Below are 24,452 nucleotides of genomic sequence, written 5' to 3' on the forward strand. Positions count from 1 at the left end.
GGCGGTTCAGGCGACGGGGGAGTGGAGGGGCGCGGCGGACTCGGGGAAGCAGCGCGGGTCGTCCCACAGCAGCTGCACGTCCCTCGCCCAGTGCCGGTCCGCCTCGTCGGCGGCGTCCGCGGTCAGGCGCAACGACAGGACGTGGCGCGGAAGGTCGGCGGGCGGGACACCGGTGACGGACTCGGTGAGCTCGTCGAGGAAGGCACCGCCTGAGCAGGGACCCTCGTGGCCGGCCTCCGGGCAGCCCGTGCGGGACCACAGCAGCACGGGAACGGGGACGGTCAGGCCGACCTCGAAGTGCTGCCGCGCGGCCGCGGGGGACGAGGCGAAGCCGATCAGGTCCGCGCCGTCGTCCCACAGCCGCTTGCGGAGACTTTGCGGCCGCTCCGGCGTGCCGCACTCGATGCGGTGCACGGCCGCCGCCGGCCCTCCGTCCAGCTTCTGCCACTTCTTGTGGAGCTGGTGGCGCAGCCGGCCACTGCGATGGCGGGTGCGGTCCGCCACCACCAGCGGATAGGCGCAGCCGAGCGGAGTGGAGTCGTCCGCGCCGCATTCCCAGCGCGCCACCGGTTCGTTCAGCCGGCCGCGCGGCAGCACGAAGGCGAGCAGCTCGTCGGCCCCCGGGGCCAGCTGGGTGACGGCCTCGTCGATGTGCTCCTGCACGTAGGCTCGTACCCCGGACCACGGCAGCCTGCGGGCGCCCACCGAGCGGCGCTGTCCGTCGCGGTACGCGGACACCTCGACGGTGACCTGGTCGGGCCCGGCCCCGCTGTGATCGATGTCCACGACGATGGGCGACCAGGTGGCGGCCGGTCCGGGCGATCCGTTCGGGACCGCGTCCCCCGGCTCTCCCCGGCCGTCCAGCAGCTCACGCACCCGGGCGGCGAACCGGGACACCGCTTCCGGCGCGGACACCTCCCACTGCACGTACGCCGCCGCCGACGCCAGGGAGCCGAATCCGCCCTTCGGCAGGGCGGGGCCGAAGGCACCCACGGCGTCGACGTACAGACGGTCGTGATCGAACGTTCGCCCGTCCCGCTCGGCCCGCCGCACGAGGGCGTACAGCTCTCTCAGCTCGTCCGGGGTGTGGCCCGGAGTCGGCACCAGTTCGCCCAGACCGCTCCAGTAGCGGGCCATGACCTCGGTGGGCAGCATGCGGCCCGCGCGCACGTCCCGGCCACCCGCGACGGCCGTGACCATGCCGACCACCGAACCGTCGGCCAGCGTCACCGCTGCCCCGCTGAATCCGTCGGCCAGCGGCTGTCCGTGTCCGGAGGCGGCCTCCAACTGCACCCACTCGCCGGCGATCAGGGGACCGGGCACCGCCCGGTACAGCGCGAGGGCACCCTCGTCGTAGCCCCGGGGGAAGCCGTACGCGATCAGGTCGGGCGAGGGGATGTCGCGTTCCGCGCCGGGTGACGCGAAGACGGCCGGGTCGAGCGGAACCTCTTGCTCCAGCTCCAGTACGGCCACGTCGCCGGGGTCGGTGTCACCGCCGCGCCAGCCGCCGTCGACCACCACCACCGCGGCGACCGCACCCAGTTCGGCGCGGTTGGGGAAGCTCACGGACACCGTCGACGTGCCGCTCGCCGCTATGACATGGGCGCAGGTGAGCACCTGACGCGCCGAGACGAGAAAGCCCGCGCCGACCGCTTTCCCGCACTCGATCCGGGCGTGCCAGGCAGCGCTGTTCATCGGCGGTCGGCGACCTCGCGGTCCGGCCCGGGCACCGGCTCGGGTGCCCAGCTGAGCTTGACGACCAGATGCCCCTCCGCTGAACCCTTGGCGATGACGGCACCGGCTTCCGCGGTCAGTTTCACCCCGAACTCCAGCTCCACCGCGTCCGGTTTGAGGGAGCCGTCGCGGAACACCCGCAGCGCGGACTCGGCCGCCGCCCGTACGCCCTCCAGGGAGCCCTCGAAGGTGCGCGCCGCCTGGGCAGGGCCGTTGCCGCGCGAAACCAGCCGGGCCCCGGACTCGTCCTCCACGCCCTCCACCACGACCATCGCGCCGCTCTCGGTCGTGAACTGCGTCAACCCGTCCATGGCGCGACGTGCCCCCCGTGGTGTGTGCCTGCGGTGAACTCCTATGTTACGCGCGGTGTTTGCCGTGTCACGGGGTCATCCGGCCGGGCGCTCCTCCGCGCGGCCCTCCACTCCCACCACCCCCCGGACCACCCCCAGCTCCACCAGGTCCTGCGGGCGGACGCGGAGCCGGTCCGCCGTGCTCTCCACCTCCTCCGGGGGCCGTTTGAGGATGGCCGCCGCGAGCTCGGGGGCGATCACCGAGAAGTAGCTGTCCGGGGTGACCCAGGTGTTGCCGGGGGCGGCCAGGGCCAGCGCGCCGCCGGAGCCGCCCTCGCCGACGACCAGCGTGGTGACCGGCGTACGGGCGGCGGCCACGGCGCCGAACAGATCGGCGATGGCGGCCCCCGCGCCCTGCCGCTCCGCCTCCGCGTCGTTCGCCGCGCCCGGCGTGTCCACCAGCGTCAGCACCGGGATGCCGAGCCGGTCCGCGAGCCGGACCAGCCGGGCGGCGGTGCGGTACCCGGCGGGACGGGTGGCCGCCCCGGTCTGCGCCGCGTAGGCGACGGTACGGCCCTCCTGCTCACCGAAGCCGCACAGCATGCCGTCCGGGTCCGTGCCGCCGCAGCGGTCGCCGCTGATGCCGACGCGGGAGGTGAGGCAGGCGTCCAGGTAGGCGGTGGCGCGCGGACGTTCGGGGGAGCGGGCGCGGCGGACGGCGTCCCAGCCGGTGGCCGGAAGGTCCCCCGCGCCCAGCGGGAGCGGCGGCGGGACCGGCGCGGTGGAGGGACGGGTCAGCAGCCGCAGCCAGCGGCCCAGCGTCCCCCGCAGCTCCTCGGGCCGTACCAGTGCGTCCGCCGCGCCCGCCGCCACCTGCGCCTCGGCCGTGTACGCCGCCGGGTCCGCGTCCGCGGGCCGCACCCGCGAGCCGGCGAAGCCGACCTGCGCGCCGGGCAGGGCGAGGACGACATCGGCGCCCGCGCCCAGGGTGGCCCACCCGCCGCCGGTCGTCGGGTCCCGCACCACCGCGATCTGCGGCAGCCCGGCCGCACGGGTGAGCGCCGACTCGCGGGCCACCCGCTGGAGCTGGGTGAGGGCGAGCATGCCCTCCTGCATCCTGCTGCCCCCGGTGGCGACCAGCGGCACCACCGGCAGCCGGTGCGTGCGCGCATGGGTGTACGCCGCCACCAGCCGGTCACCGGTGCGCTCGCCGAGCGAGCCGCCGAGGAAGCCGAACTCGAACGCGACGACGACCGCCCGGGTGCCCCCGACGCTCGCGGTGCCGCAGACCACGGACTCCTGCTCGCCGGTGCGCTCGGCGGCACGGGCGCGGGCGGCGCCGTAACCGGGCCAGCCGAGCGGTCCGTCGGGGGACGACTCCCCCGACGGAGAGGGGATTTCCGCGAAGGTGCCGGAGTCCGCGAGGAGGGCGACGGCCTCCCGCGCGGACAGCCGGTCAGCCATGCCGCAGCGCCCGCTTCATGATCTTCCCCATGTCGTTGCGGGGAAGGGCGTCGAGATGGTGGACCACGCGCGGGCGCTTGTGCGGGGCGAGGCGCCCGGCGACATGACCGGCCAGCTCGTCGAGCGCGGGCGGGGACTGCGGATCCACCGGCACCACCCACGCCACGATCCGCTCGCCCAGATCGGCGTCCGGCTCCCCGGTGACCGCGGCCTCCCGCACCCCCGGATGCTCCAGCAGCGCGTTCTCGATCTCACCCGCGCCGATCTTGTACCCCCCGCTCTTGATCAGGTCCGTGGCCTTGCGGCCGACGATCCGGACGCAGCCGTCGGCGTCGCGCACCGCCACGTCCCCGGTGCGGAACCAGCCGTCGGCCGTGAACGCGGCGGCCGTCGCGTCGGGCCGGTTCAGGTACTCCGTGAACAGGTTCGGCCCGCGCACCTGGATCTCCCCGACCGTCTCACCGTCGTAGGACGTCACCGGCGACCCGTCCTCCTCCACCAGCCGCAGCTCCACGCCCGGCAGCGGCACGCCCACCGTGCCGGGGCGGGCCTCGCCGTCCGCGCGGACGGCGGGCCGGGGGTCCGGGGGTGTCCACCGGGACGAGCACAGCATCAGCGTCTCCGTCATGCCGTACCGCTCGACGACCCGGCGTCCGGTCGCCGCCGCGATCCGCTCGTGGTCGTGCACGGGCAGCGCGGCGGACCCCGACACCAGCAACCGCGCCCCGGCCAGCGCCTTCACCAGCTCCGGCTCGGCGGGCAGCGCCTCCGCGAGGCGGTGGTACATCGTCGGCACGCCGAACAGCATCGTCGCGCCGTCGTTCAGCTCGCGCGCCACGCCCTCGGTGGTGAACCTGCCGAGATGGCGCACGGAGCCGCCGCGGCGCAGCGGGCCGAGGGTGCCGAGGACGAGGCCGTGCACATGGAACAGCGGCAGCCCGTGCACCAGCACGTCGTCGCCGGTCCACCGCCAGGCGTCGGCGAGGGCGTCCAGGGTGGTGGCGATCGCGCGGCGGGGGATGACGGCGCCCTTGGGCGGTCCTGTGGTGCCGGAGGTGTAGACGACGAGGGCGGGGTCCTCCGCGTTCCGCGCGCGGTCGTCGGGGAGGGCGCCCGGGGCTCGGAGGGACGGGTCGACGTCGAGTCGGGGCAGGTCGTCCAGGGGGGCGGGGAGCTTTTCGCCGGGCGCGGTGAGCACCAGGTCCGGGGCGCTGTCGGTCAGGATGTGGCCGAGTTCCTTATCGCCCGACTTCGGGTTGAGCGGCACCACGGTCACCCCGGCGACCAGCGCCGCGGTGACCGCGACCGCGGTCGCCGGCGTCGGCGTGGCCCATACGGCGACCCGGCGCGCCTCCGTCAGGTCCCCGGCCACCGCTCCGGCCGCCGAGGCGAGTTCCCCGTACGTCAGTGAGCGCTCGCCGAAGCGCAGGGCGGGCCGGTCGGCCGGGCCGTCGGTCAGGGCCGGGAAGAGAGAGGACACGTGTCGTACTCCTTGACTAGCTGTTGTTCGAAGGCTGCCAGGTGCTCGTGCCGCCCGGGACCTACCCCCAGCCGGGCACGACCATCACCAGCCACACCACCGCCGGGACCGCCGCGACCACGATCCCGCCGTACGCCATCAACTGCCGGAAGAAACGCTCGCGGTCGACGTCCGGCGCGGCGGCCAGGACCAGCGCGCCGTTGGTGGAGAACGGGCTCACGTCCACGACCGTCGCCGACACGGCGAGCGCGGCCACCATGCCGACGGCCCCGATCTCGCCCTGCGCGAGGAACGGCACGGCCAGCGGGATCAGCGCGCCCATGATGCCGACGGAGGAGGCGAACGCCGACACGATCGCGCCGATGTAGCAGAGCAGCACCGCGGCGAGCAGCGGGACGCCGATGCCGCCGACGCCCTCACCGGCCCAGGTGATGGTGCCCATCTCGTCCAGGACACCGACGTAGGTGAGCACACCGCAGATCAGCAGGACCGTGGGCCAGGCGATCTCGGAGACCGCCTTGCGGCTGTCGTCCGGCCAGGCGGTGCTCAGCACGACGGCGAGGGTGATCGCGGTCAGTCCGGCGTCCAGGTCGAAGCCGAGGACGGCGACGACGAGGGCGGCCAGCGAGACGAGGGTGGCGATGACGGGGGCGGTGAGCGGGACGGCGGGGGCGTCGGGGCGGGTGGCCACGGCGGTGGGGGCGGGGGCGGTACGGGTTCCGCCGTTCCCCTTGCCTGCGGCACCGGAGCCGCCGCCGCTGCCCGCGTGGCCCGCGTCGGCCCCGGTGTCGGGCATGGTGTCGGACACGGCCCCCTGGCTCCACAGCCTCAGCCCGCCGCAGACGACGAACACCACCGCGGCGATGACGAGGTTCACCAGCAGTGAGGCCAGGAACAGGGTGATCTCGCTGCCGGGGAGCTTCTCGCGCTCGACGATGCCGTTGACGATCGAGCCGTAGATGCTGATCGGGGAGAAACCGCCGGCCTGCGCGCCGTGCACCACCATCGCGCCCATCAGCAGGGGGCTGATCCGGTACCGGGCGGCGAAGCTCAGCGCGATCGGCGCGACGATCGCGACCGCGGCCGGGCTGACCGCGCCGATCGCGGTGAGCGCGCCGGTGAGGGCGAACATCACCCAGGGGATCAGCGCCACCCGTCCCCGCACCAGCCGGACGGCGGCCTGCACCAGCCAGTCGGTGGTGCCGTTGGCACGGGCGATGGCGAAGAGATACGTGACGCCGACCAGGACGACGAACAGATCGCCGGGGAAGCCGGCGAAGACGCCGTCCGCGTCGAGGTCGGCGACGAGCGTGCCGACCCCGAAGGCGGCGGCGAAGGCCAGCGCGCCCATGTTGACGGAGCGGGTGGTGGCGATGACGAACACCACCGCCAGGACGAGGATCGAGATGAGTTCGGGGGACATGCGAGGGCTCCCGAGTGGCTGAGTGGCTGAACCACTTGTCCGCTGGAGTGGTGTGGTCCGTTTGGCTGGACAGCGTGGGCCCCGGCGGGAGGGCCGTCAAGGGGGCGCGCATGAATTGGCTCAGCCACTCGTCCACTGTGAGGGCCCCGGTGCTAATCTCGCGACGAGAGGGGGGACCCGTGACCGACGCCCTGCGCCCCATGACGAAACAGCGCCTGTACGAGCAGGTGCTGGACCGGTTGCGCCAGTACGTCACGGAGGGCGGCCTGCGGGCCGGCGACCGCCTCCCGCCCGAACGGGACCTGGCCCAGCGGCTCGGTGTCAGCCGCGCCTCGGTGAAGCAGGCGATCGTGGTCCTGGAGGTCCAGGGCCTGGTGGAGGCCCGGCACGGCGGCGGCACCTATCTCGTACGGGACAGCCTGGACGTCGAGCCGGTCGAACGGATGGTGGAACGCCGCCGGCGCCTGCCCGACGTACTGGAGGCCAGGGAGGCGCTGGAGACGAAGCTCGCCGAACTGGCCGCCGAGCGCCGCACGGACGACGACCTGGCCGCGATGCGGTCCGCGCTCGCGCACATGGCCGGGGAGATCGAGGCGGGCGGCGGCGGAGTGGAGGGCGACCGCCTGTTCCACGCGGCGGTGACGGCGGCCGCCCACAGCGGCCTGCTCGCGGAGTTCATGCGCTCCATCGCCGAGCAGATCGCCGAGAGCCGCACGGAGTCCCTCCGCCAGCCCGGCCGCCCGAACCGCTCCCTGGCCCAGCACCGGGCCATCCTCGACGCCATCGCCGAGGGCCGCCCCCGCCAGGCGGCCACCGCCATGCGCCGCCACGTCCGCACGGTCGCCAAGGTCCGCCTCCTGGACTGGGACCCGGAGGAGGACCGCTGACCGCCTCCTGACCGTCGAGCGGCCTGCCACGGTTGTTAGCCTGCTCGTCGATCAGCTGTTCGTACGAGGAGGGAATCGCCGTGCCCCGTATCGCGCTCGTGACCTGCCGGCCCGGCCCCGACGTCGCCGAGGACCGGGATCTTCCGGTACTGGTGCGGGCGCTGGAGGAGGCCGGGGCCGAGGCGTCCGCCGAGGTGTGGGACGACGGCGAGGTGGACTGGGCCCGCTTCGATCTCGCCGTGATCCGCTCCACCTGGGACTACAGCTGGCGGTCGGCGGAGTTCACCGCGTGGGCCGAGCGGTGCGGCAGGCTCACGCGGCTGGCCAATCCGGCGGACGTGGTGCGCTGGAACACCGACAAGCGGTACCTCGGGGAGCTCGCCGGGGCCGGGGTGCCGGTGGTGGACACCCGGTACATCTCGGCGGGCGACCCGCTCGACCTCCCGGACGACCACGAGTACGTCGTCAAGCCCACCTCCGGCGCGGGCGCCCGGTTCGCCGCCCGCTACACGCCCGGCGAGCACGCCGCGGCCGTACGGCACCTCCGGCGCATGCACGCCGAGGGGTTCACCGCGATGGTGCAGCCCTATGTGCGCGGCATCGACACCACCGGTGAGCGGGCGCTGCAGTTCTTCGGGGGGAGCCTGCTGCACGTGAGCCGCAAGGGGCCCGTCCTCGCCCCCGGTACGCCCTACGACCGGCGCAAGGTGGCCCACCCCGGGCTGACCGACTGGACCCCGACCCTCGAAGAAGCCGCCGTCGCCAGGAAGGCGCTGGCCTCCGTGCCGGGCAGGCCCGAGCTGCTGTACGCACGGGTCGACCTCGTGGACGGGGAGGACGGCCGGCCCCGCGTGATGGAGCTGGAGCTGGTCGAACCGAACCTGTTCCTGTGGCTGCACCCGGAGTCGGTACCGCGCGTCGTGGAGGAACTCCTCAAGGCGGCGGCACGCTGACGGCCACGACCGTGCGGCGGAGGACTCACGCGGCGTGGAAACCGTCCCCGTACCCCGATACGCAGACCGGGCGGAAGCCCAGCGCGGTCAGTTCGTCGAAGGTCTGCTGGTAGGCGGCCGCGTCCAGGCCGTGCCGCGCGTGCCAGTGCCCTCCCTCGGCCCGGTGCCAGAGGGCCGCGTAGCGGGCGATGCCGGTGTCGCTGTATCCGCCGACCCAGGCGAGCCGGTGCCCGGCGTCCACCAGTTGGTCGAAGGTCTTCTGGTACTCGCTGCCGGTGAGCCCGTGCCGCGCCTCGAAGGCGACGCCGTCCCGCTTCTCCCAGATGGCGGCGAACCGCACCTCCACGTTGACCCGGTAGCCGCTGACCTGACGCAGGACGAATCCCTGTGCGGTGAGTTCGTCGAACGTCTGCTGGTACTGCACCCGGGACAGACCGTGCCGGGCCTGCCACTCGGGGCCCTCGCGCTGTTCCCAGATCGCCGCGTACCGGGCCTGGCCGTCGATCGCGTAGCCGCTCACGGTCCGCAGCCGGAAGCCGCGCGCCGTGAGGTCGTCGAACGTGGCCTGGTACTGGTCGGAGGTCAGGCCGTGCCGGGCCTCCCAGGCCGGGCCGTCGGTCTGCTCCCAGACCGCGTTGTACCGGGCGTCGCGGCCCTCGCTGTACCCGTTGAGCGAGGTGAGGCGGAAGCCCTGGGCGGTGAGCTCGTCGAAGGTGCGCTGGTACGTCTCGCCGTCGATCCCGTGCCGGGCCTGCCAGGAGCCCTGGCCGTCGTTGTGCTCGAACAGTGCGGCGAACCGGGTCCGGAAGCGCGACATGGTGACCGGAGTACCGCCTGCGAGCGACCCGGTGGCGTTGTAGATGTCGGAGAAGTCGAGGTGGACGTCGATCTGGGTGCCGCTGGTGGTGCCGGGCGGGATCGGCGCCGTCCCCTGTGCCACGAAGAGGCGCAGGTGGCCGCCGCCGTCGAGGAACATGCCGTTCACGTCATGGCGCCCGTCGGACAGATAGGCCGAGCCGAGGCGGGTCGGAGCCCCCGGCGAGAGGAAGTCCTCGCTGCGGCGCAGCAGTATCCGGAAGGTGTTGCCCTGGACGTCCATCCACCAGTTCCCCAGCCAGCACGCCTCGTTCTGTACGAACGTCGGGTCGACGACGTCCGTCATGTACCAGGCGGAGTCGATCCTCCAGTCGGGGTCGTTCTCGTACCTGATCTCGATGAAGCGGTTCTCGCCCCAGTGATTCTTGGCGGAGAACACCCGGCGGGTGCGGTCGTAGCCGATCAGCAGCAGGACGTGGCCGCCCTGTGGCGGCGTGAGGTGGGCGACGTCGCACACGACTTCGTGGCCGGCCGCGAGCGTGTTCTCCAGAGCCTCGATGGTGGTATTGGTGTTGAACCAACCGGCGGCCCGGTACCTGGCGTTCACCCGGGCGAGCAGCGGAATGTGCTGTTCGCAGAACTCCACCGCGTCGAAGTCCTCCTGGCTGACCAGCGCCTGTGCGTTGGGGAGGCCGAGCACGGGGAGGATGTCGAGCAGCGCCTGCTGGCTGGGCAGGTACGGCGCGGCACCTTCCGGCGGAGCGGCGTTCTCCGACAGCTTCTTGACGATGTCGCCGCTTCCCTGGAACCCGTTCAGCGAGGAGTTGTTCTCCACGGGCTGGAAAACGTTCCCCTGGGCGTCGCGGTTGAGCGCGAACGCCTTGCCCATGTGGAAGACGTACTCCTCGGACACGTCGACGAGGGTGTTGAACTTCCGCCGGTAGGCGGCCTCGAGGGCGGCGGCTCCCGCGAAGGCCCAACAGGTACCGCGGTCGTTCTGCTGTTTGAACGGGGACTGGAACTGTGCCAGGGAGAAGACGTCCGGGGTGGGGGCGGGCGGGGCGGGACCAAGGGGCTTGACCCTGTTGAGACTCACCGCCATGTCCCGGGTCCTCGTCACCAGGGCGGCGTGGGCGTCGAGGGGGAGAACGGGTGACCTCAGCAGTGGCGACCGCGGCGGTGCGCCGGCCAGCGTGACTTCATCGATACGAGGCATGGGAACTCCTCGTCGGAATGAGGGAGGTGGCGAATGCCGGCGACGCGCATGGACCGCCGGACGAGTGCGCAGGCGACGCGCATGGTCCGCCGTCCGCGGAGGTGTGCGTGAAGGTATGCCTTCATCGTCGCACCGGGTGCGGTGCGCCGCCACTTGGCCCACCGGGCCGTCCCACCGCGGTCCGTTGCAACAGCCCCCAGGTGAACTCCGCGACCACCTCGCGCGGTGCGCCGCTCGCGTCCGGGGCCGTGAAGGCCAGCGCCCACCGGGTGGGGGCCGTGCCCTCCAGGGGGCGGGCCGGGGCGAAGGCACGGGCCGCCTCGTCCACCGTGCAGGACCAGGGGGTGAGGTCCTCCACCGTGTGGAGGGCGGGCGGTTCGGCGCCCGGCGCGCGGACCAGCCACTCGTTCCACACCGCGCCTCCGGCCGCCGGCGTCAGCACCTCGAAGCGCAGTCCGGGCCAGAGCGGGACCGGCCACCGCCATGCCTCGCAGTCCAGGTCGCCGATCCTGCGCGGGGTCCGGGACTCCGGCTCGCCGAGCACGGAGCGGTACCGCGACAGGGCCGGGCGGGAGCGGGGCGAGCGGACCATCGCCTGCCAGCGCTTGTTTGCCTCACGCATGTCGGCGAGGGAGGCGCCGAGTTCGCGCCGGGCGTCCTCCACCGGGCCGGGATTGTGGTCGGCCATGCGGCGCAGCAGCACGAGCTGGAAGTCGAGCGGGGTGAACGGGCCGGTGGGGCGTTGTCCGGTGGGCACGGGAACCATCGTCGCCCATCGGGGGCGCTCCGCGAGGCCGCGACCCGTGGGGCCCCGCGTACGACGATGATCGCGGCCGTCCCATTGCCCGAATACGCCCACATGGTTAGCCTGTGTGTTCGCCATTCCGATCGCCTGTTGAAATCTCGAACGACCGCAGGCGCCTGAGACACATAGGGAGGGGGCCGGTCGTGGGACGCCTCGTACCAGCCGTGACCCGGGCTCTCGACATCCTCGAGCTCTTCCTCGACGGGGACGGGACGCTCTCCGCCCCGGACATCGTGCGCAGGCTGCAACTGCCGCGCACCACCGTGCACGAGCTGGTGACCACGCTCGCCGCCCGGAAGTACATCGTCCCGGTGGCGGGCCAGCCCGGACGCTACCGGCTCGGCGTACGCCCGTACCAGCTCGGCGCCCGCTACGCCGAGCACCTGGACCTCGCCGCCGAGGGCCAGCAGGTCGCCCGCTCCGTCGCCGAGACCTGCGACGAGACGGTGCACGTGGCGATCCTGGAGGAGACCGACGTCATCTACATCGCCAAGGTGGACTCCACCCACGCGGTGCGGATGGTGTCGGCGGCCGGCCGCAGACTGCCCGCGCACTGCACCTCCGTCGGCAAGATGCTGCTGGCCTCCCTTCCCGAGCACGAACTCACCGCGCGCGTCCCCGACGACGCCGAGCTGTCCGCGATGACCCCCAACAGCATCACCGACGTGGCCGCCCTGCGGGAGACCCTTGCGGAGATCCGTGCCCGGGGCGTCGCCGTGGAGAGCCGCGAGTCCAACCCGGACGTCTCCTGCGTCGCCGCCCCGGTGCGCGACCGTACGGGGCAGGTGGTCGCCGCGCTGTCCATCTCCGTACCGATGATCCGCTGGAGCGACGAACGGCTCGGCGAGCTGGAGCAGCTCGCCGTGAAGGGCGCCGCCGAACTGTCCGAGCGCCTGGGCCACCGGAGCGCGGCATGACACACACCTACGACGTCGCCGTCCGCGCGGAGGCGGCCCTGGGCGAGGGCCCCACCTGGGACCCGGCCACCGGCCGCCTGCTGTGGATCGACATCCTCGGCTCCCGCGTCCACACCTACGACCCGGCCACCGGCCGGCGCACCCTGCGCCGCACCGACCAGCACGTGGGAGCCGTCAGGCCCCGCGCGGGCGGCGGACTCGTCCTCAACCTGCGGGACGGCATCGGCCTGCTCGACCCCGACGGCGCCTTCCGCTGGCTGCACCGCGAGGTCGTCCCCGGCCGCCGCGCCAACGACGCCGCCGTCGCCCCCGACGGCAGCCTCTTCGCGGGCACCATGCGCTACGACGAGGCGCCCTGCGGCGGCACGCTGTCCCGCGTCACCGGCGACGGCGCGGTCCAGGTCCTCCTCGACGACGTGGCGGTGAGCAACGGCACCGGCTGGAGCCCCGACGGCCGGCTGATGTACTACATCGACTCGCCGACCCGCCGTATCGACGTCTTCGACGTCGGAGAGGCGGACGGCAGGATCACGAACCGTCGCTCGTTCGCCGCGATCGAGGAGGGCGCCGGCTTCCCCGACGGGCTGTGCGTCGACGCCGACGGGTGTGTGTGGGTCGCCCTGTGGGACGGTGGCGCGGTGCGCCGCTACACCCCGTCCGGGGAGCTGGACCGGGTGATCCCGTTGCCCGTTCCCCTCGTCACGGCCTGTGCCTTCGGTGGCCCCGACCTGACGGACCTCTACATCACCACGGCCCGTGTGGGCCTCACGGCCCCGCACCCCCTCGCGGGCTCGCTGCTGGTGGTGCCGGGCGCGGGCAAGGGGGTGCCCCAGCCTCCGTTCGCGGGCTGACTCGCCCCCGCGGTCCCTCCCGTTCCCAGGAACTCACACGGTCGTGCAACGACGAAGCCCCACCGCAGTGAGCGGTGGGGCTATTCGTGTACCCGTGGAGCCGACCGCGGGTACGGTTCTGGTGTCGAAGCAGAACAGGAGCCAGTATGCATGCTCTGCCATAAGACCACACCGGTACCCGAATCGCCCGTCTGCGTCGCGAACGGCACCTGACGCAGAGGGCCTTCTTGGTGTTCTGCCGCATCTTGCCGGACACGAACGCACGTCGGCCGGGCCGGTCCGCCTTCGGTCGCCGGACGCGTACCTCGGTGCCGTCCAAGCGCAGTTCAACACCCTTGGCGGCGGCGTAGGCGAAGACATCGGCCAACGTACGCAGACGCAGTGCAGCCTCGCCGGGGACCGCGAATCCTCGTGCTGCCAGGAGCGGACGGACCTCGTGGACAGCCCGGGTGACCGTGGAGCGGTCCACACCGTAAAAGACGGCGAGAGCGGCGTGCGGAAGCTGGAACCGCAGAATCACCAGGGTGGCGATCACCCGGTCGGCGAAGACCAGTTGGTGGATGGGCCCGCCACCCTCAGCCCGCAGCCGCCCATGACCACGGCGCTTGTTCAGACGGGACTCTTCCCGTGCCATCCAGGGACCGGCCAGCTCAGCGACGAGCGCCCCGAGTCGGCGCCTCGGCAGGCCGGTGCAGACACGATGTGAGAGAGCCGCACGGGCCAAAGATCGCTTCACAACCATCACCACCCGTACGGCTCTTCTTACGTTCCCGAACTGGGCGATGACGAACCGAACACCAGCGGAGACGGGCGGATATTCTTGCTGCTCGTGGCCTCCAAACGACTCCCCATCCGTGAGCTACCCGCAGATCCCAGGCAGCTGTGTCTGGAACACCGGAAAGTCCAGCCCGCTCTGTCGAGCGAGGAGCACGACGCGATCGAGGAGTGGACGGTGACGGTCACCGTCCCACGGTTTCGCGACCGGACCGTGGGTGGCGAGATCGGCACGATCACGTTGTACCGGCTACGCCGGGACAACCCGTCGAACTGCGCCCCGCCCACCGCTGCAGAAGGCGACGACCACTGGCTGTCCGAGCTCTCCCGGTACTTGCTCGACTGGGACGGCAGCCCTCGGGAGAGGTTCGCGGGCATGGTCTCGTCAACCGATGGCGACGTGCTCGCGGTGCACAACGTCTGCCTGGGGGAGGAATGGCACGGAACCGGCGTCGAAGCCGCATTGCTGGCGGAAGCCATCTGGCCGCTGGCTGACGGCTGCTGCGCGGTGGTCACAAACTCCTACACCAACGAGTGCCCCGACCACACGCCCACGGCCGATGCCCGGTGGACACCCGTACCCTCCACGGTCCTTGACACGGTGTGGCAGAACATCGGCTTCCGCCAACTGCCCACCCTGTACCTCCTCGACACCGCTCACGAAGAGCCAAGACTCCGACGCAAGCGAGCCCGCGCCGACCTTGCTGCACTCAGCGACGCCTACCAGGAACCGGCTTCTCGAACGTGACAACCACAACGGACGCTCCGGTGCTGAACCGCCCCGGGTCAGGTAGAGACTCCGGACACATGAGCGGACAACCAGCGCACCCCGTCATCGACACGCACGTTCTCCTCCGCGACGGCGACAAGAACCTCTTCTCGCAGAGAGGAGGCCCATACGGACACGGGCGATGGCACCTCCCCTCCGGCAAGCTCGACGAAGGCGAACCCTTGACCGTAGGCGCAGCCCGCGAGCCGCAGGAGGAAACGGGCATCACCGTGGAACCTGCGCACCTGCGGCTGATGCAGGTCGTGCACCATCAGCAGGGCGGCGACGGCGAGCGGATCGGCTTCTTCTTCGAGGCCACGGAGTGGGAAGGCGAGCCCGTGAACAGGGAACCCGAGAAGTGCCTCCGGCTCGCGTGGTTCACCACACACGAGATGCCCGAGGAGATCATCGAGTACCCGGCGGCCGGTCTCCAGGGCTCTCTGACCAGCCCTGGCACCCTGGTCGAGCACAACTGGGAAGCAGAGTGTCCCAACAGCCCGTGAACGACGTGATGCTCCTCCTGGAGCACGACGGCGCCATGTGCCTTGCCGAGCGGCAGGACACCGGCGACGCCTACGGGGAGGACGGCTACCACGGCCGCGGCATCGCCCACCCCATCGTGTGGAACGTGCCTTTCGCCGCCCGGGTACAGGACTAGTCACTACGCTCGCTTCCCATGAGCGATTGTGACTGAGCACCACAATTGGCGGCTTTCGCCAACTGTGGTGCTCAGAATCCGCCGTCGACCATGAAGGACCTCGGACAGTTCTCCGACCGTGGGGGACGCACGTCTCTTTGGCGGTGGACCGAGGTAGCGTCAGCCGTTGAAGAAGCCGCCCAGGGAGGTGGAGAGCGGGCCGGGGGCTTCCTCGGCCACATGGTGGCCGGCGTCAATGCCGTGGCCCCGGACGTCGTCGGCCCAGTCGCGCCAGATGGTGCGCGGGTCGCCGTACAGATCCTCCAGATCGTCCCGCAGCGACCACAGGACCAGGACGGGGCAGTCGATCCGTGTGCCCCGGGCGCGGTCCGCCTCCTCGTGTCGGCAGTCCACGGTGAGCCCGGCGCGGTAGTCCTCCAGCATGGCGCGGACGACGTCTGGATTGCGGGTGGCGGTCCGCCACTCGTCGTGATTTTCCTGCCCCATGGCTTCGGGGTCGCCGCGGTACCAGGCGTCAGGATCGGCGTTGATGACGCGTTCGGGGATATCCGGCTGGGCGAAGAAGAACCAGTGCCACCACGCGGTGGCGAACCGGGCGTCCGCACGGGTCAGGTGCTCGCTCAGGGGCAGGCCGTCCAGGAACGCCACCCGGGTCACCGCGGTGGGGTGGTCCAGCACCAGGCGGAGTGCCACTGCGGCCCCACGGTCGTGGCCGACGAGCCCGAAGCGCTGATGTCCGAGCGCCTGCATGACCTCGACCATGTCCTTGGCCACGGCGCGCTTGGAGTGCGGGACATGATCAGGAGTGGGCGCCGGACCGCGGGAGCGGCCGTATCCGCGCAGGTCGGGGCAGACGACGCTGAAGCCGCGCCGCACCAGGATGGGCGCGACCCGGTACCAGGTCGCCGACGTCCGCGGGTGGCCGTGCAACAACAGGAGGGGCGGGCCCTCGCCGCCGTACCGAACGAAGACAGACGCCTCACTGGTGCGCACCGTCCTGGTGTCGAACTTTTCGAACACGAAACGCGCCCCTTCCGCTACGGGGTCCGGTCCGCGCCACCCCATGGACTCACCTGCCCTTGATGAGCCCCGGAATTCCGCCAATCTGTCGAGCTCAGTCGCCAACTAGCGTGCTCAGGCGCCAACTGTCGCTCTCAGTCACAGTGATGGACCCAAGCGCGACGCCTCCGTGGTCGTAGCGCGCGACGCAGACGACTTGGTTGGCCTGCTGAGCGCCTGCTTCCCCGCCCACGGAGGTGAGTACCTGTTCCTTCCCGGCGGCCGCCGCGAAGAGGGGAATCCCCGTTGGAGTGCGCTCGCTGTGAACTACGAGAGGAAGTCGGCGTCACCGCCCAGCAGCGGCGTCCCCTCGGCTCCCACGCGATCACGCCGGCCTCCACCGCACGTGTCCACCTCTTCGAGGCCCGCGACCTGACGCTCGGCCCGCAAGAGCTCATCGAGTCCGAGCAAGAGTTCAAGTTGATGTGGTGACCGATGAGCGATGCGCTCCGCGCCGTCCGCAAAGGGCGGTTCCTCCTCCCCGCCGGCCCGCTCGCCCTGCTCCTGGCGGACCGCTGCTCCGCAGACGCCTGACTCCGAGCACGTTCCCCGCCCCCGATCTGCAGCTCGTCGTTCGCCCCCCCCGGCTCACAACCCCGTACGGTCGAGCCCCCGCAGGACCTCGCGTTCACCCGGGGTCAGCGGAGGCTCGGCCGAAGGGGGCAGCGGGCTACCGGCGAGAGCCGCCAGCATCGCCGCGGGCCGGAACATACGGGTCGGCGGCGTACGCAGACTGCTGAGGTCCCACACCGCCGAGGCCGCCGCGTAGGACCCCGTCGCCGCCTTCACCATGCGCCGCGTGTACGCCGTCACCACGCGGTCGGCCACGTTCGGCCGACCGCCCCGCACCCCCGGATACAGCACGTCCTGACCGACCGCCATCGACCACGCCGCGTCCGCCGCCCGTGCCGCCCCCCGCACCACCCGCCGCCCCAGACCGGGCGCGCCGAGACCCCCGCCCCGCCCCGGTTCCCTCCCCAGCTCCCGGCCGAGCACCCGCGCGCCGAACGCCGCCACCGACATCCCGTGCCCGTACGCCGGATTGAACGTGGCCAGCGCGTCCCCGAGGACCACGAACCCCTCCGGCCACCGCGGCATCCGCTCCAGATACCGCCGCACATTGCTCGTCGACCGGCTCAGATGCACGTCCGTGAGCGGCTGCGCGCCGGAGATCAGCCGCCCCACGATCGGATCCGGCAGATCGAGCGTGTACCGCAGGAACCCCTCCGGGTCCGCCGGCGGCTCACCGCCCCGCGAGCCGCCGCAGCTCACCAGCCAGCGGCCCCCCTCGATCGGCATCACCATCGCGCTCCGCGCCGGCCGGGACACATACGGGTTGGCCTGCACGACCGTCAGCGGGAACCGTTCCGCCCCGTCCGGCACCCGGTACACGCGCGACGCGTTGACCAGCCCGCAGTCCACCGCCCGCTCCTCCACGCCGGTCAGACCGAGCCCGTTCAGCCAGCCGGTGACCCGGGTCCCGCGCCCGCTCGCGTCGACGACCAGGTCCGCCTCCAGGTCCGTGTCCCCGCCGGGCGCCGCGATCCGCACCCCGCGCACCCGCCCCGCGGAGCCCGTGAGACCCACCACCGCCGCCCTGCGGACCTCCACCGGCACCTGTTCCCGTACCGTCGTGCGCACCACCCAGTCCACCAGCGCCCGGCTGCACGTCACCATCGCCGGGCCCTCGCGCCGCCACCGCCGCAGCCAGCCCTCGGGGGTGAGCGCGAGCATGCCCGAGCTGAGCGGGATCTCGTGCGCCCCGGCGGCGAGCAGCCGCTCGCGCAACCCCGCGCCCGGCAGCAGCTCCTCCATGGCGTCCATGCCGCCCGCCATCAGCAGATGCGCGTGCCGCCCCTGCGGCAGCCCCTTGCGGTGCTCCGGGCCGTCCGGCAGTTCGTCGCGGTCCAGGACGATCACCTCGTCCGCCCCCGCACGGGACAGCACCGCCGCGGCCAGCATGCCGGCCAGACCGGCACCGATGACGACAGCTCTACGCGACATGGGGCTCCTCGGGTTCGGTCACGGTTCCGGTCGGGGAAGGCGGCACCGCCCCCTCGCGCGCGGCGGGCGGCTGGTGCAGCGCCTGCGCCAGCTCCACCAGCCCACCGGTGCCGGAGACCTCGGTCGCGTGCAGCCGGTACGTACCGGCGGTCTCGGGCGGTTCCTCGCGGGCGGCGGCCCGGCGCGTCGCGTCGGCGAGCATGGCCGCCTCCGCCGCCAGCCGCGCCTCGTGGGGGGAACGGCCCGCACGCAGGGCGGTGTCCCGGACCCGCTCACGGACCCGGTGGTCGAAGTACGGCGCCAGCGCGAGCAGCGCGTCGTGGATCGACACCTCACGCCACTGCAGCCGCGCCTGTGGCAGCTGCCACCAGGCGGCCTGCGGCTTGGGCGCGGTCGCCACCGACCTCACCAGCGCCCACAGCGGGCCCAGCCGCCGGTAGTCACCGAACCCCCGCCACTGCGCGAGGGCGGACGGCAGCAGCCTCGGCAGCACGAACCCCGCCGAACACAGCAGCGCGGCCAGCGAGGCCATCGGCGGGGCGACCGTGGTGGACAGGAAGTCCAGGTCATGACCCGACCAACGGGCCATCACCGCCGTGTACTTGGCCAGCTGGAACCCCACCACGTCCAGCAGCGCCCCCACGAGGATCAGCCGCAGTCCGGTCCGCAGCAGCCCGCCGACCTCGCGCCCCCACTTGACGCAGACGGCGCACATCACCAGCATCGCCGCGCTGTGCCCGACCAGGTACAGCAGGATCATCTCCCGCATGAACGGGGTGTTGGCGTAGTACGTGTCGAGGTCCGTCAGCCGCTCGGTGTCCGCCTCGGCGAGCGCGAACAGGACGACGAGGGCGGCCACCAGCAGACCGTAGGCGGCCACGCTGCGCAGCACCATGCGCCGGACCCGCTCCCGCGACCCGCCCCGCCAGTTGATCAGCAGCACCAGCACCGCGCAGCTGTACGCGGAGAGCATCCCGTAGGTCAGCGGGGCCCCGAAGTTGGGGACGCCGGTGAGGGAGTTGACGGTGGCCAGGGTGGCCGGGGCGGCGCACACGAAGACCAGGGCGCCCAGGATGATCGCGGCGCAGGTGGACAGGGTGAGCGGGTTGCGCAGGGCCGCCGTGCGCGGGCGGCGGAACAGCAGCACGGACGTCGTCCCGAACACGAAGGCCGCCAGGTAGACGACGAGACTCATACCGGCCGGCTCCTCTCGTCCGGGGCCCGGTTCACGCGGTCCCCGCCGTGGTCGTACCGCTCGGCACCGCGGCGGCCGCCGGCACCGGAGCCGCACCGGCCAGCGCGTCGGCGATCCGGACCAGGGCGGCCGGGTCCGGCACCCGGTCCAGGAGCCGGCCGCCGCCGTCGCGCGGCGGGACCCGGCGCCCCGGCTCCGCCTCGTCGCGTACCGCGGCGGTGATGACCGCCGCCCACGCGGCGGCCTCCGCGCGCTCCGTCTGTCCCGTCGCCGCCAGCACACGGGCGCGGGTCCGGTCGTACAGCTCCCGGTCGAAGTAGGTGTCCAGGTGGCTCAGCGCGTTGTGGACGCTGGTCTGCCGCCACATCAGTCGTGTCGTGGGGGAGGCGATCCTGGGCCGGGGCAGCCGCAGCGTCCGGCGGGTGAGGAGGTCGTCCAGCGCCCGCTCCAGCGGTTCCAGCCGGGTGTACGTCCGCCGCGCCCGCCGCCACTCGGCGGCCCGGGGCGCCGCCAGTGGCACCAGCACCCCGACGACCGTCAGCAGGGCGCCGAGCCCGGCGGCGGCCGGGGAGACGGTGGTGCCGAGCTCCGACCAGTCCCGCCCGGACCAGCGGGCGCCCACCGCGACCAGCTTGGCCACGCTGTACCCGGCCCCGCACAGCGAACCGGTCCCGAGCAGCGTCAGCCCCGCCCGCAGCCCGCCCCGCACCCGGCGCGCCCAGCGCAGCGCCGACACGGTGGTGACGGTCACCGCGGTGAGGTGCGCGACCAGGTACAGCACGATCATCTGGGCGATGAACGGCGTCGTCGCGTAGTAGGTGTCCAGGTCGGTACGGCGCTCCACGGGCGCCTCACCGAGCACGAACGTCACCGCGATACCGAGGACGACCACGGCGTAGGCGAGTATCCAGCGGCGGGCGGTGCGGTGCACCCGGGGCCCGCCGCGCCAGTGCACGACGAGGACCTGGGACGCGGCGCAGTACCCGGTGATCGCCACGTAGGTGACCGGTGCCGCGAGGTTCGGCACGTCGCTGATCCGGTTGACGGCGCCGACCGTCGGTGGCGCACCCAGGAAGAAGCACAGCCCCGCGAGGCCCAGCACCGCGCAGATCGCCCACAGATACGGATCGCGCCGGTGCCGCAGCAGATCGGGGGCCTTGACCAGCAGCCCGAGCCACAGCACCCCGCAGCTGACGTAGTTGATCAGGCCGCTCATCGCTTCGTCCCGCGGTAGTTGAGCGCGGCCCCGATGCGTCCGGCGAGGTCCTGCGGGTTCTCGGGGTCGCCGCCCTCCGCGGCGTACACCGAGTCGGTGGAGGCCTCCAGCCAGGTGCGCAGCCGACGGCCCATCAGCATGCCGAAGCGGTCCGCCTCCTGCTCCTCCGCCAGGCTGAAGTCGGTGCGCGCGGCGACCGGTCCGGGCCGCCCGCCGGCGTCCGCCGGCCGGCGGTTCATGTGCCACACCTCGTGGCAGAGGATCACGATCTGGTGCCACACGGCGGCCCGCTCGTCGACCACCACGTCGTCATGGCCCTCGCGCTCCAGCCACAGCCCGCTCGCCGTGTGCGGGGGGAACGCCGCCCGGTGGACGACCACGTCACGTCCCCGCCAGGCGCTGACGGAGGCGACCAGCGCCTCGAACAGGACCTCGGGATCCGCCGGGACCGCCACCCGGATGGGGCTGATGAGGGCGTCAGCGAGACGACGCATCTCCTTCCTGGTACGCACCGCTGTCTCCCTGTTTCCCCGGTTGCCGCTCGGTCACCTGTGCAATATGCCAAGTCGGGTGCCGTCCCGGCCAGTTCCGCGGGTGACGTGGTCACTCGGTGACCGCCACGGTGTCCCCGGGTGCCACGACCAGGGTAGGGCGCGCGGAAAGTCCGGCTGTGAGTTCTTGTCCGAACCATTGACGCGCCGATCCATCACATTTACGGTCCGTTCGAAGTTACGGGCGTCATTCGATATCTCGAACAATCCATGAACGGATGGGGCAGGGCATGGGACGACCTGGCCTGAATCGCAGGCAACTCCTCGCCGGAATAGGCGGGTTGACCGTCGCCGGAAGCTTCGGCTTCGCGGCGCTCGGAACCGGGGCCGACGCGCTCGCCTCCGGTGCGGACACCCGCGTGCGCTACTGGAACCTCTTCAGCGGCGGCGACGGATACAACATGATCGCGATGCTGGACTCCTTCCGTAAGGACAATCCCGGCATCGACGTGAAGGACTCCACCCTCCAGTGGGGCAGCCCCTTCTACACCAAGCTCGCCATGGCGGCCGCGGGCAACCGCGCACCCGACCTCGGCGTCATGCACCTGGGCCGGGTCACCGGCTTCTCACCCGGCCGCCTCCTGGACCCCTGGGACGTCGGCCTGCTCGCCAAGTACGGCGTCAAGGAAGCCGACTTCAACCCCGAACTGTGGAAACGCGCCGTCATCGACGGCAAGCTCTACGCCCTCCCGCTCGACATCCACGTCCAGCTCTGCTTCTACCGCAAGGACGTACTGAAGAAGGCGGGCCTGCTCGGCGCCGACGGCAGGATGATCCAGGTGACGTCGACCGACCAGTGGTTCGACGTACTGAAGGAGGCAAAGAAGGCCACCAGGAAGGGGCTGCAGACCATCGGCCTGTGGCTCAACGACCAGAACTTCCAGTGGTGGTTCTTCGTCGCCTTCTACACCCAGCTCGGCGGCACCTGGTTCAACGACGCCAACACCGAGGTCACCTTCGACACCGACAAGGCCACCCGGGTCCTGGAGTTCCTGCGCCGGCACATCACCGACGGATACGCCGACCCCGGTTTCGGTGGTGGCGCGGGCGCCGAACAGTTCGTCAACGGCGCCCCCTTCGTCTGGGAGGGCAACTGGTCGGTGCCGGTCTTCGAGGCCGCGAAGGTCGAGTACGGGGCGACCCCCCTGCCGCCCGTCTTCGGCACCCGGGCCACCCACGCCGAGTCGCACGCCTTCGTGCTCCCGCACCAGTCCGGCCGGGGCGGCGCCACCGACGAGGCCGCCCACCGGCTCGCCGCCTACATCGTCCAGCACGCCCAGCAGTGGGCCGCCGGCGGACACATCCCCGCCTACACACCCACCCTGTCCACGGACGCGTACCACAAGCTCGACCCGCAGAGCGAGTACGTCTCCGCGATGGACCACCAGGCCACCGAGCCCAAGGTGTGGTTCGCCGGCTCCACCGGCATCCTCGCCCAGCGCGTCGGCCCCATCGTCGTCTCCTCCACGATGGGCTCCGCCAAGCCCGACGCCGCCGCCGGCCGCATGAAGAGCATGCTCACCCAGCTCCTCGCCTCCAAGAACCCCATGGACGGCAAGACCGCCGCGCAGGGAGGTGCCGTCGCATGACGACGACCAGCGCCGAGACCGTCATCCGCCCGGCACGCGCCGGCACCGCCGCCGCCGGCGCCACCGTCCGCCGCAAGCAGGGCTTCCAGCACGGCGGCTGGTTCATCGCCCCGTTCCTCGCGCTGTTCGCGCTCTTCGTGATCTGGCCGCTGCTGCGCGGCCTCTACCTCAGCTTCACCGACGCCAACATCTCCGGCGACGACACCGGCTTCATCGGCCTCGACAACTACCGCGAGGCCCTCGACGACTCCCTGATGTGGGAATCCCTCGGCCACAGCGCCTGGTTCACGCTGCTCGTCGTGCCCTGCATCACCCTCATGGCCTTCCTGCTGGCGATGCTCGCCCACCACATCGAGCGCGGGAAGTGGCTGTGGCGGCTCTGCTTCTTCATGCCGTTCCTGCTGCCGTCCACCGTCGCCGCCAACCTCTGGCAGTGGCTGTTCAACCCCGGCACCGGCATGATCAACCACGTCTTCGGCCTGGAGACGCCCTGGCTGACCGACAAGTCGTACGCCATGCTCGCCGTCGTCGTCACCACCCTGTGGTGGACCGTCGGCTTCAGCTTCCTGCTCTACCTCGCCGCCCTCCAGGGCATCCCCGCGCACCTCTACGAGGCCGCCAGACTCGACGGCGCGAACGCCTGGCACCGCATGGTCCACATCACCCTGCCGATGCTGCGCAACATCACGGGTCTGGTCATCGCCCTGCAGATCCTCGCCTCGCTCCAGGTCTTCGACCAGGCCGTCGTGATCCAGGACTTCGGACCGGGCCCCGAGGGATCGACCCGCACCTTCGTGCAGTACACCCTCGAACAGGGCTTCACCAGCTACCGCGTGGGCTACGCCTCCGCCATCTCCATCATCTTCTTCGTGATCATCGCGGCCGTCGCCCTCGCCCGGATGTGGCTGCTGCGCAACCGTGAGGAGGGCGGCCGATGACCACCGCCGCACAGCAGACACGGGTCAGGCCCCGCCGGAGCTGGACACCCAGCCAGATCGTCCTCACCCTCCTCGGCACCGCCGTCTCCGTCGTGTTCCTCGCCCCGTTCACCTGGGCCCTGTTCACCTCCCTGAAGTCGGAGACCGAGGCCGTCGAGGTACCGCCGCACTGGCTGCCGGAGGAGTGGACCGGCCAGGCCTGGACGGCCATCTTCGAGACCGGCAACATCACCAACTGGTTCGTGAACTCCCTGGTGGTGTCCGTCTGCGTGACGGCGATCGTGCTGGTGGTCAGCGCGCTCGCCGGATACGGCTTCGCCCGCACCGAGTTCCGCGGCAAGAACGTCCTGATGGGCGTGGTCATGGCCGGCCTCATGGTCTCCCCGGCCGTGCTCGGCGTCCCCCTCTTCACCACCGTCCAGCAGATGGGCATGGTCGACACCTACTGGGGCATGATCCTGCCGCAGTGCGCGCCCGCCGCGATGGTCTACATCCTCTACAAGTTCTTCCAGGGCGTCCCGCGCGAACTGGAGGAGGCCGCCTTCATCGACGGCGCGGGCCGCTGGCGCGTCTTCTTCACGATCATCGTGCCGCTCTCCCGCCCCTCCCTCGCGGCGGTCGGCATCTTCACCTTCATCAGCTCGTGGAACAACTTCCTGTGGCCCTACATGGTCACCAACAACCCCGACCTGATGACCATGCCGAACGGCATCGCGACCGTCATGAACTCCTACGGCATCCAGTGGGCCCAGCTCATGGCCGGCGGCCTCATGGCGGGCCTGCCGCTGATCATCGTCTTCGTCTTCTTCCAGCGCCAGATCGTGGCGGGCGTCGCCCACACGGGCCTGGCCGGTCAGTGATCC

At 71.9% G+C, this 24,452-nt stretch carries 23 protein-coding genes and 1 pseudogene; 11 read left to right on the forward strand and 13 right to left on the reverse strand.

What is annotated here, in order from left to right; translation table 11 throughout:
* Nucleotides 1-6: 6 nt before the first annotated feature.
* The 5 genes from ACH4VX_RS01055 to ACH4VX_RS01075 form a co-directional block, all read right to left on the reverse strand.
* Nucleotides 7-1,695 (reverse strand): trypsin-like peptidase domain-containing protein, encoded by a 1,689-nt coding sequence (locus tag ACH4VX_RS01055; protein ID WP_398364815.1) that lies wholly within the window; start codon nucleotides 1,693-1,695, stop codon nucleotides 7-9.
* A complete protein-coding gene (locus ACH4VX_RS01060) occupies nucleotides 1,692-2,045 on the reverse strand; it encodes a CU044_2847 family protein (protein ID WP_398364817.1) in 354 nt (117 codons plus the stop codon). Before ACH4VX_RS01060 ends, ACH4VX_RS01055 begins: the two co-directional genes overlap by 4 nt.
* A 75-nt stretch (nucleotides 2,046-2,120) precedes the next feature.
* Nucleotides 2,121-3,488, reverse strand: a complete 1,368-nt coding sequence (locus tag ACH4VX_RS01065; RefSeq protein ID WP_398364819.1) for a carboxyl transferase domain-containing protein — start codon at nucleotides 3,486-3,488, stop codon at nucleotides 2,121-2,123.
* Nucleotides 3,481-4,968 (reverse strand): acyl-CoA synthetase, encoded by a 1,488-nt coding sequence (locus ACH4VX_RS01070; RefSeq protein ID WP_398364821.1) that lies wholly within the window; start codon nucleotides 4,966-4,968, stop codon nucleotides 3,481-3,483. The genes ACH4VX_RS01065 and ACH4VX_RS01070 overlap by 8 nt, the downstream gene beginning before the upstream one ends.
* Nucleotides 4,969-5,029: 61 nt before the next feature.
* Nucleotides 5,030-6,391, reverse strand: a complete 1,362-nt coding sequence (locus ACH4VX_RS01075; protein ID WP_398364823.1) for an SLC13 family permease — start codon at nucleotides 6,389-6,391, stop codon at nucleotides 5,030-5,032.
* A 179-nt stretch (nucleotides 6,392-6,570) separates the two neighbouring features.
* On the opposite strand from ACH4VX_RS01075, the gene ACH4VX_RS01080 reads away from it, so the two are divergent.
* A complete protein-coding gene (locus tag ACH4VX_RS01080; protein ID WP_398364825.1) occupies nucleotides 6,571-7,278 on the forward strand; it encodes a FadR/GntR family transcriptional regulator in 708 nt (235 codons plus the stop codon).
* Between the two features lie 80 nt (nucleotides 7,279-7,358).
* Entirely contained in the window at nucleotides 7,359-8,231 is an 873-nt protein-coding gene (locus ACH4VX_RS01085; protein ID WP_398364827.1) for a RimK family alpha-L-glutamate ligase, read from the forward strand.
* Between the two features lie 25 nt (nucleotides 8,232-8,256).
* Here ACH4VX_RS01085 and ACH4VX_RS01090 read toward each other — a convergent pair whose 3' ends face one another.
* Both ACH4VX_RS01090 and ACH4VX_RS01095 read right to left on the reverse strand, forming a co-directional pair.
* Complete coding sequence (locus ACH4VX_RS01090) at nucleotides 8,257-10,263, reverse strand: hypothetical protein (protein ID WP_398364829.1); 2,007 nt, start codon at nucleotides 10,261-10,263, stop codon at nucleotides 8,257-8,259.
* A gap of 121 nt (nucleotides 10,264-10,384) precedes the next feature.
* A complete protein-coding gene (locus tag ACH4VX_RS01095) occupies nucleotides 10,385-11,029 on the reverse strand; it encodes a hypothetical protein (RefSeq protein WP_398364831.1) in 645 nt (214 codons plus the stop codon).
* A 182-nt stretch (nucleotides 11,030-11,211) separates the two neighbouring features.
* Here ACH4VX_RS01095 and ACH4VX_RS01100 point away from each other — a divergent pair, with 182 nt between their 5' ends.
* Both ACH4VX_RS01100 and ACH4VX_RS01105 read left to right on the forward strand, forming a co-directional pair.
* Entirely contained in the window at nucleotides 11,212-11,985 is a 774-nt protein-coding gene (locus ACH4VX_RS01100; protein WP_398364833.1) for an IclR family transcriptional regulator, read from the forward strand.
* Nucleotides 11,982-12,836 carry an SMP-30/gluconolactonase/LRE family protein gene (locus ACH4VX_RS01105; RefSeq protein ID WP_398364834.1) on the forward strand — a complete coding sequence of 285 codons (855 nt, stop codon included), beginning with the start codon at nucleotides 11,982-11,984 and terminating at the stop codon, nucleotides 12,834-12,836. Before ACH4VX_RS01100 ends, ACH4VX_RS01105 begins: the two co-directional genes overlap by 4 nt.
* Before the next feature lie 211 nt (nucleotides 12,837-13,047).
* Here the strand turns inward: ACH4VX_RS01105 and ACH4VX_RS01110 are convergent.
* Nucleotides 13,048-13,578 (reverse strand): annotated as a pseudogene (locus ACH4VX_RS01110) (transposase family protein); the annotation flags it as partial.
* Nucleotides 13,579-13,665: 87 nt separating this feature from the next.
* On the opposite strand from ACH4VX_RS01110, the gene ACH4VX_RS01115 reads away from it, so the two are divergent.
* From ACH4VX_RS01115 to ACH4VX_RS01125, 3 genes are read left to right on the forward strand one after another with little or no spacing between them, the layout of a single operon-like run.
* Entirely contained in the window at nucleotides 13,666-14,358 is a 693-nt protein-coding gene (locus ACH4VX_RS01115; RefSeq protein ID WP_398364835.1) for a hypothetical protein, read from the forward strand.
* Between the two features lie 59 nt (nucleotides 14,359-14,417).
* A complete protein-coding gene (locus ACH4VX_RS01120) occupies nucleotides 14,418-14,882 on the forward strand; it encodes an NUDIX domain-containing protein (RefSeq protein WP_398364836.1) in 465 nt (154 codons plus the stop codon).
* Entirely contained in the window at nucleotides 14,879-15,037 is a 159-nt protein-coding gene (locus tag ACH4VX_RS01125) for a hypothetical protein (RefSeq protein WP_398364838.1), read from the forward strand. Before ACH4VX_RS01120 ends, ACH4VX_RS01125 begins: the two co-directional genes overlap by 4 nt.
* A 159-nt stretch (nucleotides 15,038-15,196) precedes the next feature.
* On the opposite strand, the gene ACH4VX_RS01130 is transcribed toward ACH4VX_RS01125, so the two are convergent.
* A complete protein-coding gene (locus ACH4VX_RS01130; protein WP_398364840.1) occupies nucleotides 15,197-16,057 on the reverse strand; it encodes an alpha/beta fold hydrolase in 861 nt (286 codons plus the stop codon).
* Between the two features lie 285 nt (nucleotides 16,058-16,342).
* On the opposite strand from ACH4VX_RS01130, the gene ACH4VX_RS01135 reads away from it, so the two are divergent.
* Nucleotides 16,343-16,528: a hypothetical protein gene (locus ACH4VX_RS01135; RefSeq protein WP_398364842.1), complete on the forward strand. Its 186-nt coding sequence runs from the start codon at nucleotides 16,343-16,345 to the stop codon at nucleotides 16,526-16,528.
* 156 nt (nucleotides 16,529-16,684) lie between these two features.
* Here the strand turns inward: ACH4VX_RS01135 and ACH4VX_RS01140 are convergent, their stop codons facing one another.
* The 4 genes from ACH4VX_RS01140 to ACH4VX_RS01155 are packed head-to-tail and all read right to left on the reverse strand — an operon-like array spanning nucleotide 16,685 to nucleotide 21,005.
* Nucleotides 16,685-18,100 (reverse strand): NAD(P)/FAD-dependent oxidoreductase, encoded by a 1,416-nt coding sequence (locus tag ACH4VX_RS01140; protein WP_398364844.1) that lies wholly within the window; start codon nucleotides 18,098-18,100, stop codon nucleotides 16,685-16,687.
* On the reverse strand, nucleotides 18,090-19,295 hold the full coding sequence (locus tag ACH4VX_RS01145) for an MAB_1171c family putative transporter (RefSeq protein WP_398364846.1): 1,206 nt from the start codon (nucleotides 19,293-19,295) through the stop codon (nucleotides 18,090-18,092). Before ACH4VX_RS01145 ends, ACH4VX_RS01140 begins: the two co-directional genes overlap by 11 nt.
* Nucleotides 19,296-19,326: 31 nt before the next feature.
* Nucleotides 19,327-20,511 carry an MAB_1171c family putative transporter gene (locus ACH4VX_RS01150; RefSeq protein ID WP_398364847.1) on the reverse strand — a complete coding sequence of 395 codons (1,185 nt, stop codon included), beginning with the start codon at nucleotides 20,509-20,511 and terminating at the stop codon, nucleotides 19,327-19,329.
* The gene (locus ACH4VX_RS01155) at nucleotides 20,508-21,005 is read right to left on the reverse strand and encodes a toxin (protein ID WP_398364849.1); all 498 of its coding nucleotides are present in this window, start codon (nucleotides 21,003-21,005) and stop codon (nucleotides 20,508-20,510) included. The genes ACH4VX_RS01150 and ACH4VX_RS01155 overlap by 4 nt, the downstream gene beginning before the upstream one ends.
* A 287-nt stretch (nucleotides 21,006-21,292) precedes the next feature.
* On the opposite strand from ACH4VX_RS01155, the gene ACH4VX_RS01160 reads away from it, so the two are divergent.
* Genes ACH4VX_RS01160 through ACH4VX_RS01170 form a run of 3 tightly spaced genes read left to right on the forward strand, consistent with a single transcriptional unit; the run spans nucleotide 21,293 to nucleotide 24,449 of the window.
* Nucleotides 21,293-22,651: an extracellular solute-binding protein gene (locus tag ACH4VX_RS01160; RefSeq protein ID WP_398364851.1), complete on the forward strand. Its 1,359-nt coding sequence runs from the start codon at nucleotides 21,293-21,295 to the stop codon at nucleotides 22,649-22,651.
* Nucleotides 22,648-23,589: a carbohydrate ABC transporter permease gene (locus ACH4VX_RS01165; RefSeq protein WP_398364853.1), complete on the forward strand. Its 942-nt coding sequence runs from the start codon at nucleotides 22,648-22,650 to the stop codon at nucleotides 23,587-23,589. Before ACH4VX_RS01160 ends, ACH4VX_RS01165 begins: the two co-directional genes overlap by 4 nt.
* Nucleotides 23,586-24,449 (forward strand): carbohydrate ABC transporter permease, encoded by an 864-nt coding sequence (locus ACH4VX_RS01170; protein WP_398364855.1) that lies wholly within the window; start codon nucleotides 23,586-23,588, stop codon nucleotides 24,447-24,449. The genes ACH4VX_RS01165 and ACH4VX_RS01170 overlap by 4 nt, the downstream gene beginning before the upstream one ends.
* The last annotated feature ends 3 nt before the right edge of the window (nucleotides 24,450-24,452 follow it).

It is taken from the genome of Streptomyces sp. NPDC020731 (assembly GCF_044334705.1).
Classification (GTDB): domain Bacteria; phylum Actinomycetota; class Actinomycetes; order Streptomycetales; family Streptomycetaceae; genus Streptomyces.

What these genes read in the sequence shown, in the direction of transcription:
- ACH4VX_RS01055 (WP_398364815.1), bottom strand. Translation starts at nt 1,695, where the DNA reads ATGAACAGCGCTGCCTGGCACGCCCGGATCGAGTGCGGGAAAGCGGTC.
- ACH4VX_RS01060 (WP_398364817.1), bottom strand. Translation starts at nt 2,045, where the DNA reads ATGGACGGGTTGACGCAGTTCACGACCGAGAGCGGCGCGATGGTCGTG.
- ACH4VX_RS01065 (WP_398364819.1), bottom strand. Translation starts at nt 3,488, where the DNA reads ATGGCTGACCGGCTGTCCGCGCGGGAGGCCGTCGCCCTCCTCGCGGAC.
- ACH4VX_RS01075 (WP_398364823.1), bottom strand. Translation starts at nt 6,391, where the DNA reads ATGTCCCCCGAACTCATCTCGATCCTCGTCCTGGCGGTGGTGTTCGTC.
- ACH4VX_RS01090 (WP_398364829.1), bottom strand. Translation starts at nt 10,263, where the DNA reads ATGCCTCGTATCGATGAAGTCACGCTGGCCGGCGCACCGCCGCGGTCG.
- ACH4VX_RS01095 (WP_398364831.1), bottom strand. Translation starts at nt 11,029, where the DNA reads ATGGTTCCCGTGCCCACCGGACAACGCCCCACCGGCCCGTTCACCCCG.
- ACH4VX_RS01105 (WP_398364834.1), top strand. Translation starts at nt 11,982, where the DNA reads ATGACACACACCTACGACGTCGCCGTCCGCGCGGAGGCGGCCCTGGGC.
- ACH4VX_RS01120 (WP_398364836.1), top strand. Translation starts at nt 14,418, where the DNA reads ATGAGCGGACAACCAGCGCACCCCGTCATCGACACGCACGTTCTCCTC.
- ACH4VX_RS01140 (WP_398364844.1), bottom strand. Translation starts at nt 18,100, where the DNA reads ATGTCGCGTAGAGCTGTCGTCATCGGTGCCGGTCTGGCCGGCATGCTG.
- ACH4VX_RS01145 (WP_398364846.1), bottom strand. Translation starts at nt 19,295, where the DNA reads ATGAGTCTCGTCGTCTACCTGGCGGCCTTCGTGTTCGGGACGACGTCC.
- ACH4VX_RS01150 (WP_398364847.1), bottom strand. Translation starts at nt 20,511, where the DNA reads ATGAGCGGCCTGATCAACTACGTCAGCTGCGGGGTGCTGTGGCTCGGG.
- ACH4VX_RS01155 (WP_398364849.1), bottom strand. Translation starts at nt 21,005, where the DNA reads ATGCGTCGTCTCGCTGACGCCCTCATCAGCCCCATCCGGGTGGCGGTC.
- ACH4VX_RS01160 (WP_398364851.1), top strand. Translation starts at nt 21,293, where the DNA reads ATGGGACGACCTGGCCTGAATCGCAGGCAACTCCTCGCCGGAATAGGC.
- ACH4VX_RS01165 (WP_398364853.1), top strand. Translation starts at nt 22,648, where the DNA reads ATGACGACGACCAGCGCCGAGACCGTCATCCGCCCGGCACGCGCCGGC.
- ACH4VX_RS01170 (WP_398364855.1), top strand. Translation starts at nt 23,586, where the DNA reads ATGACCACCGCCGCACAGCAGACACGGGTCAGGCCCCGCCGGAGCTGG.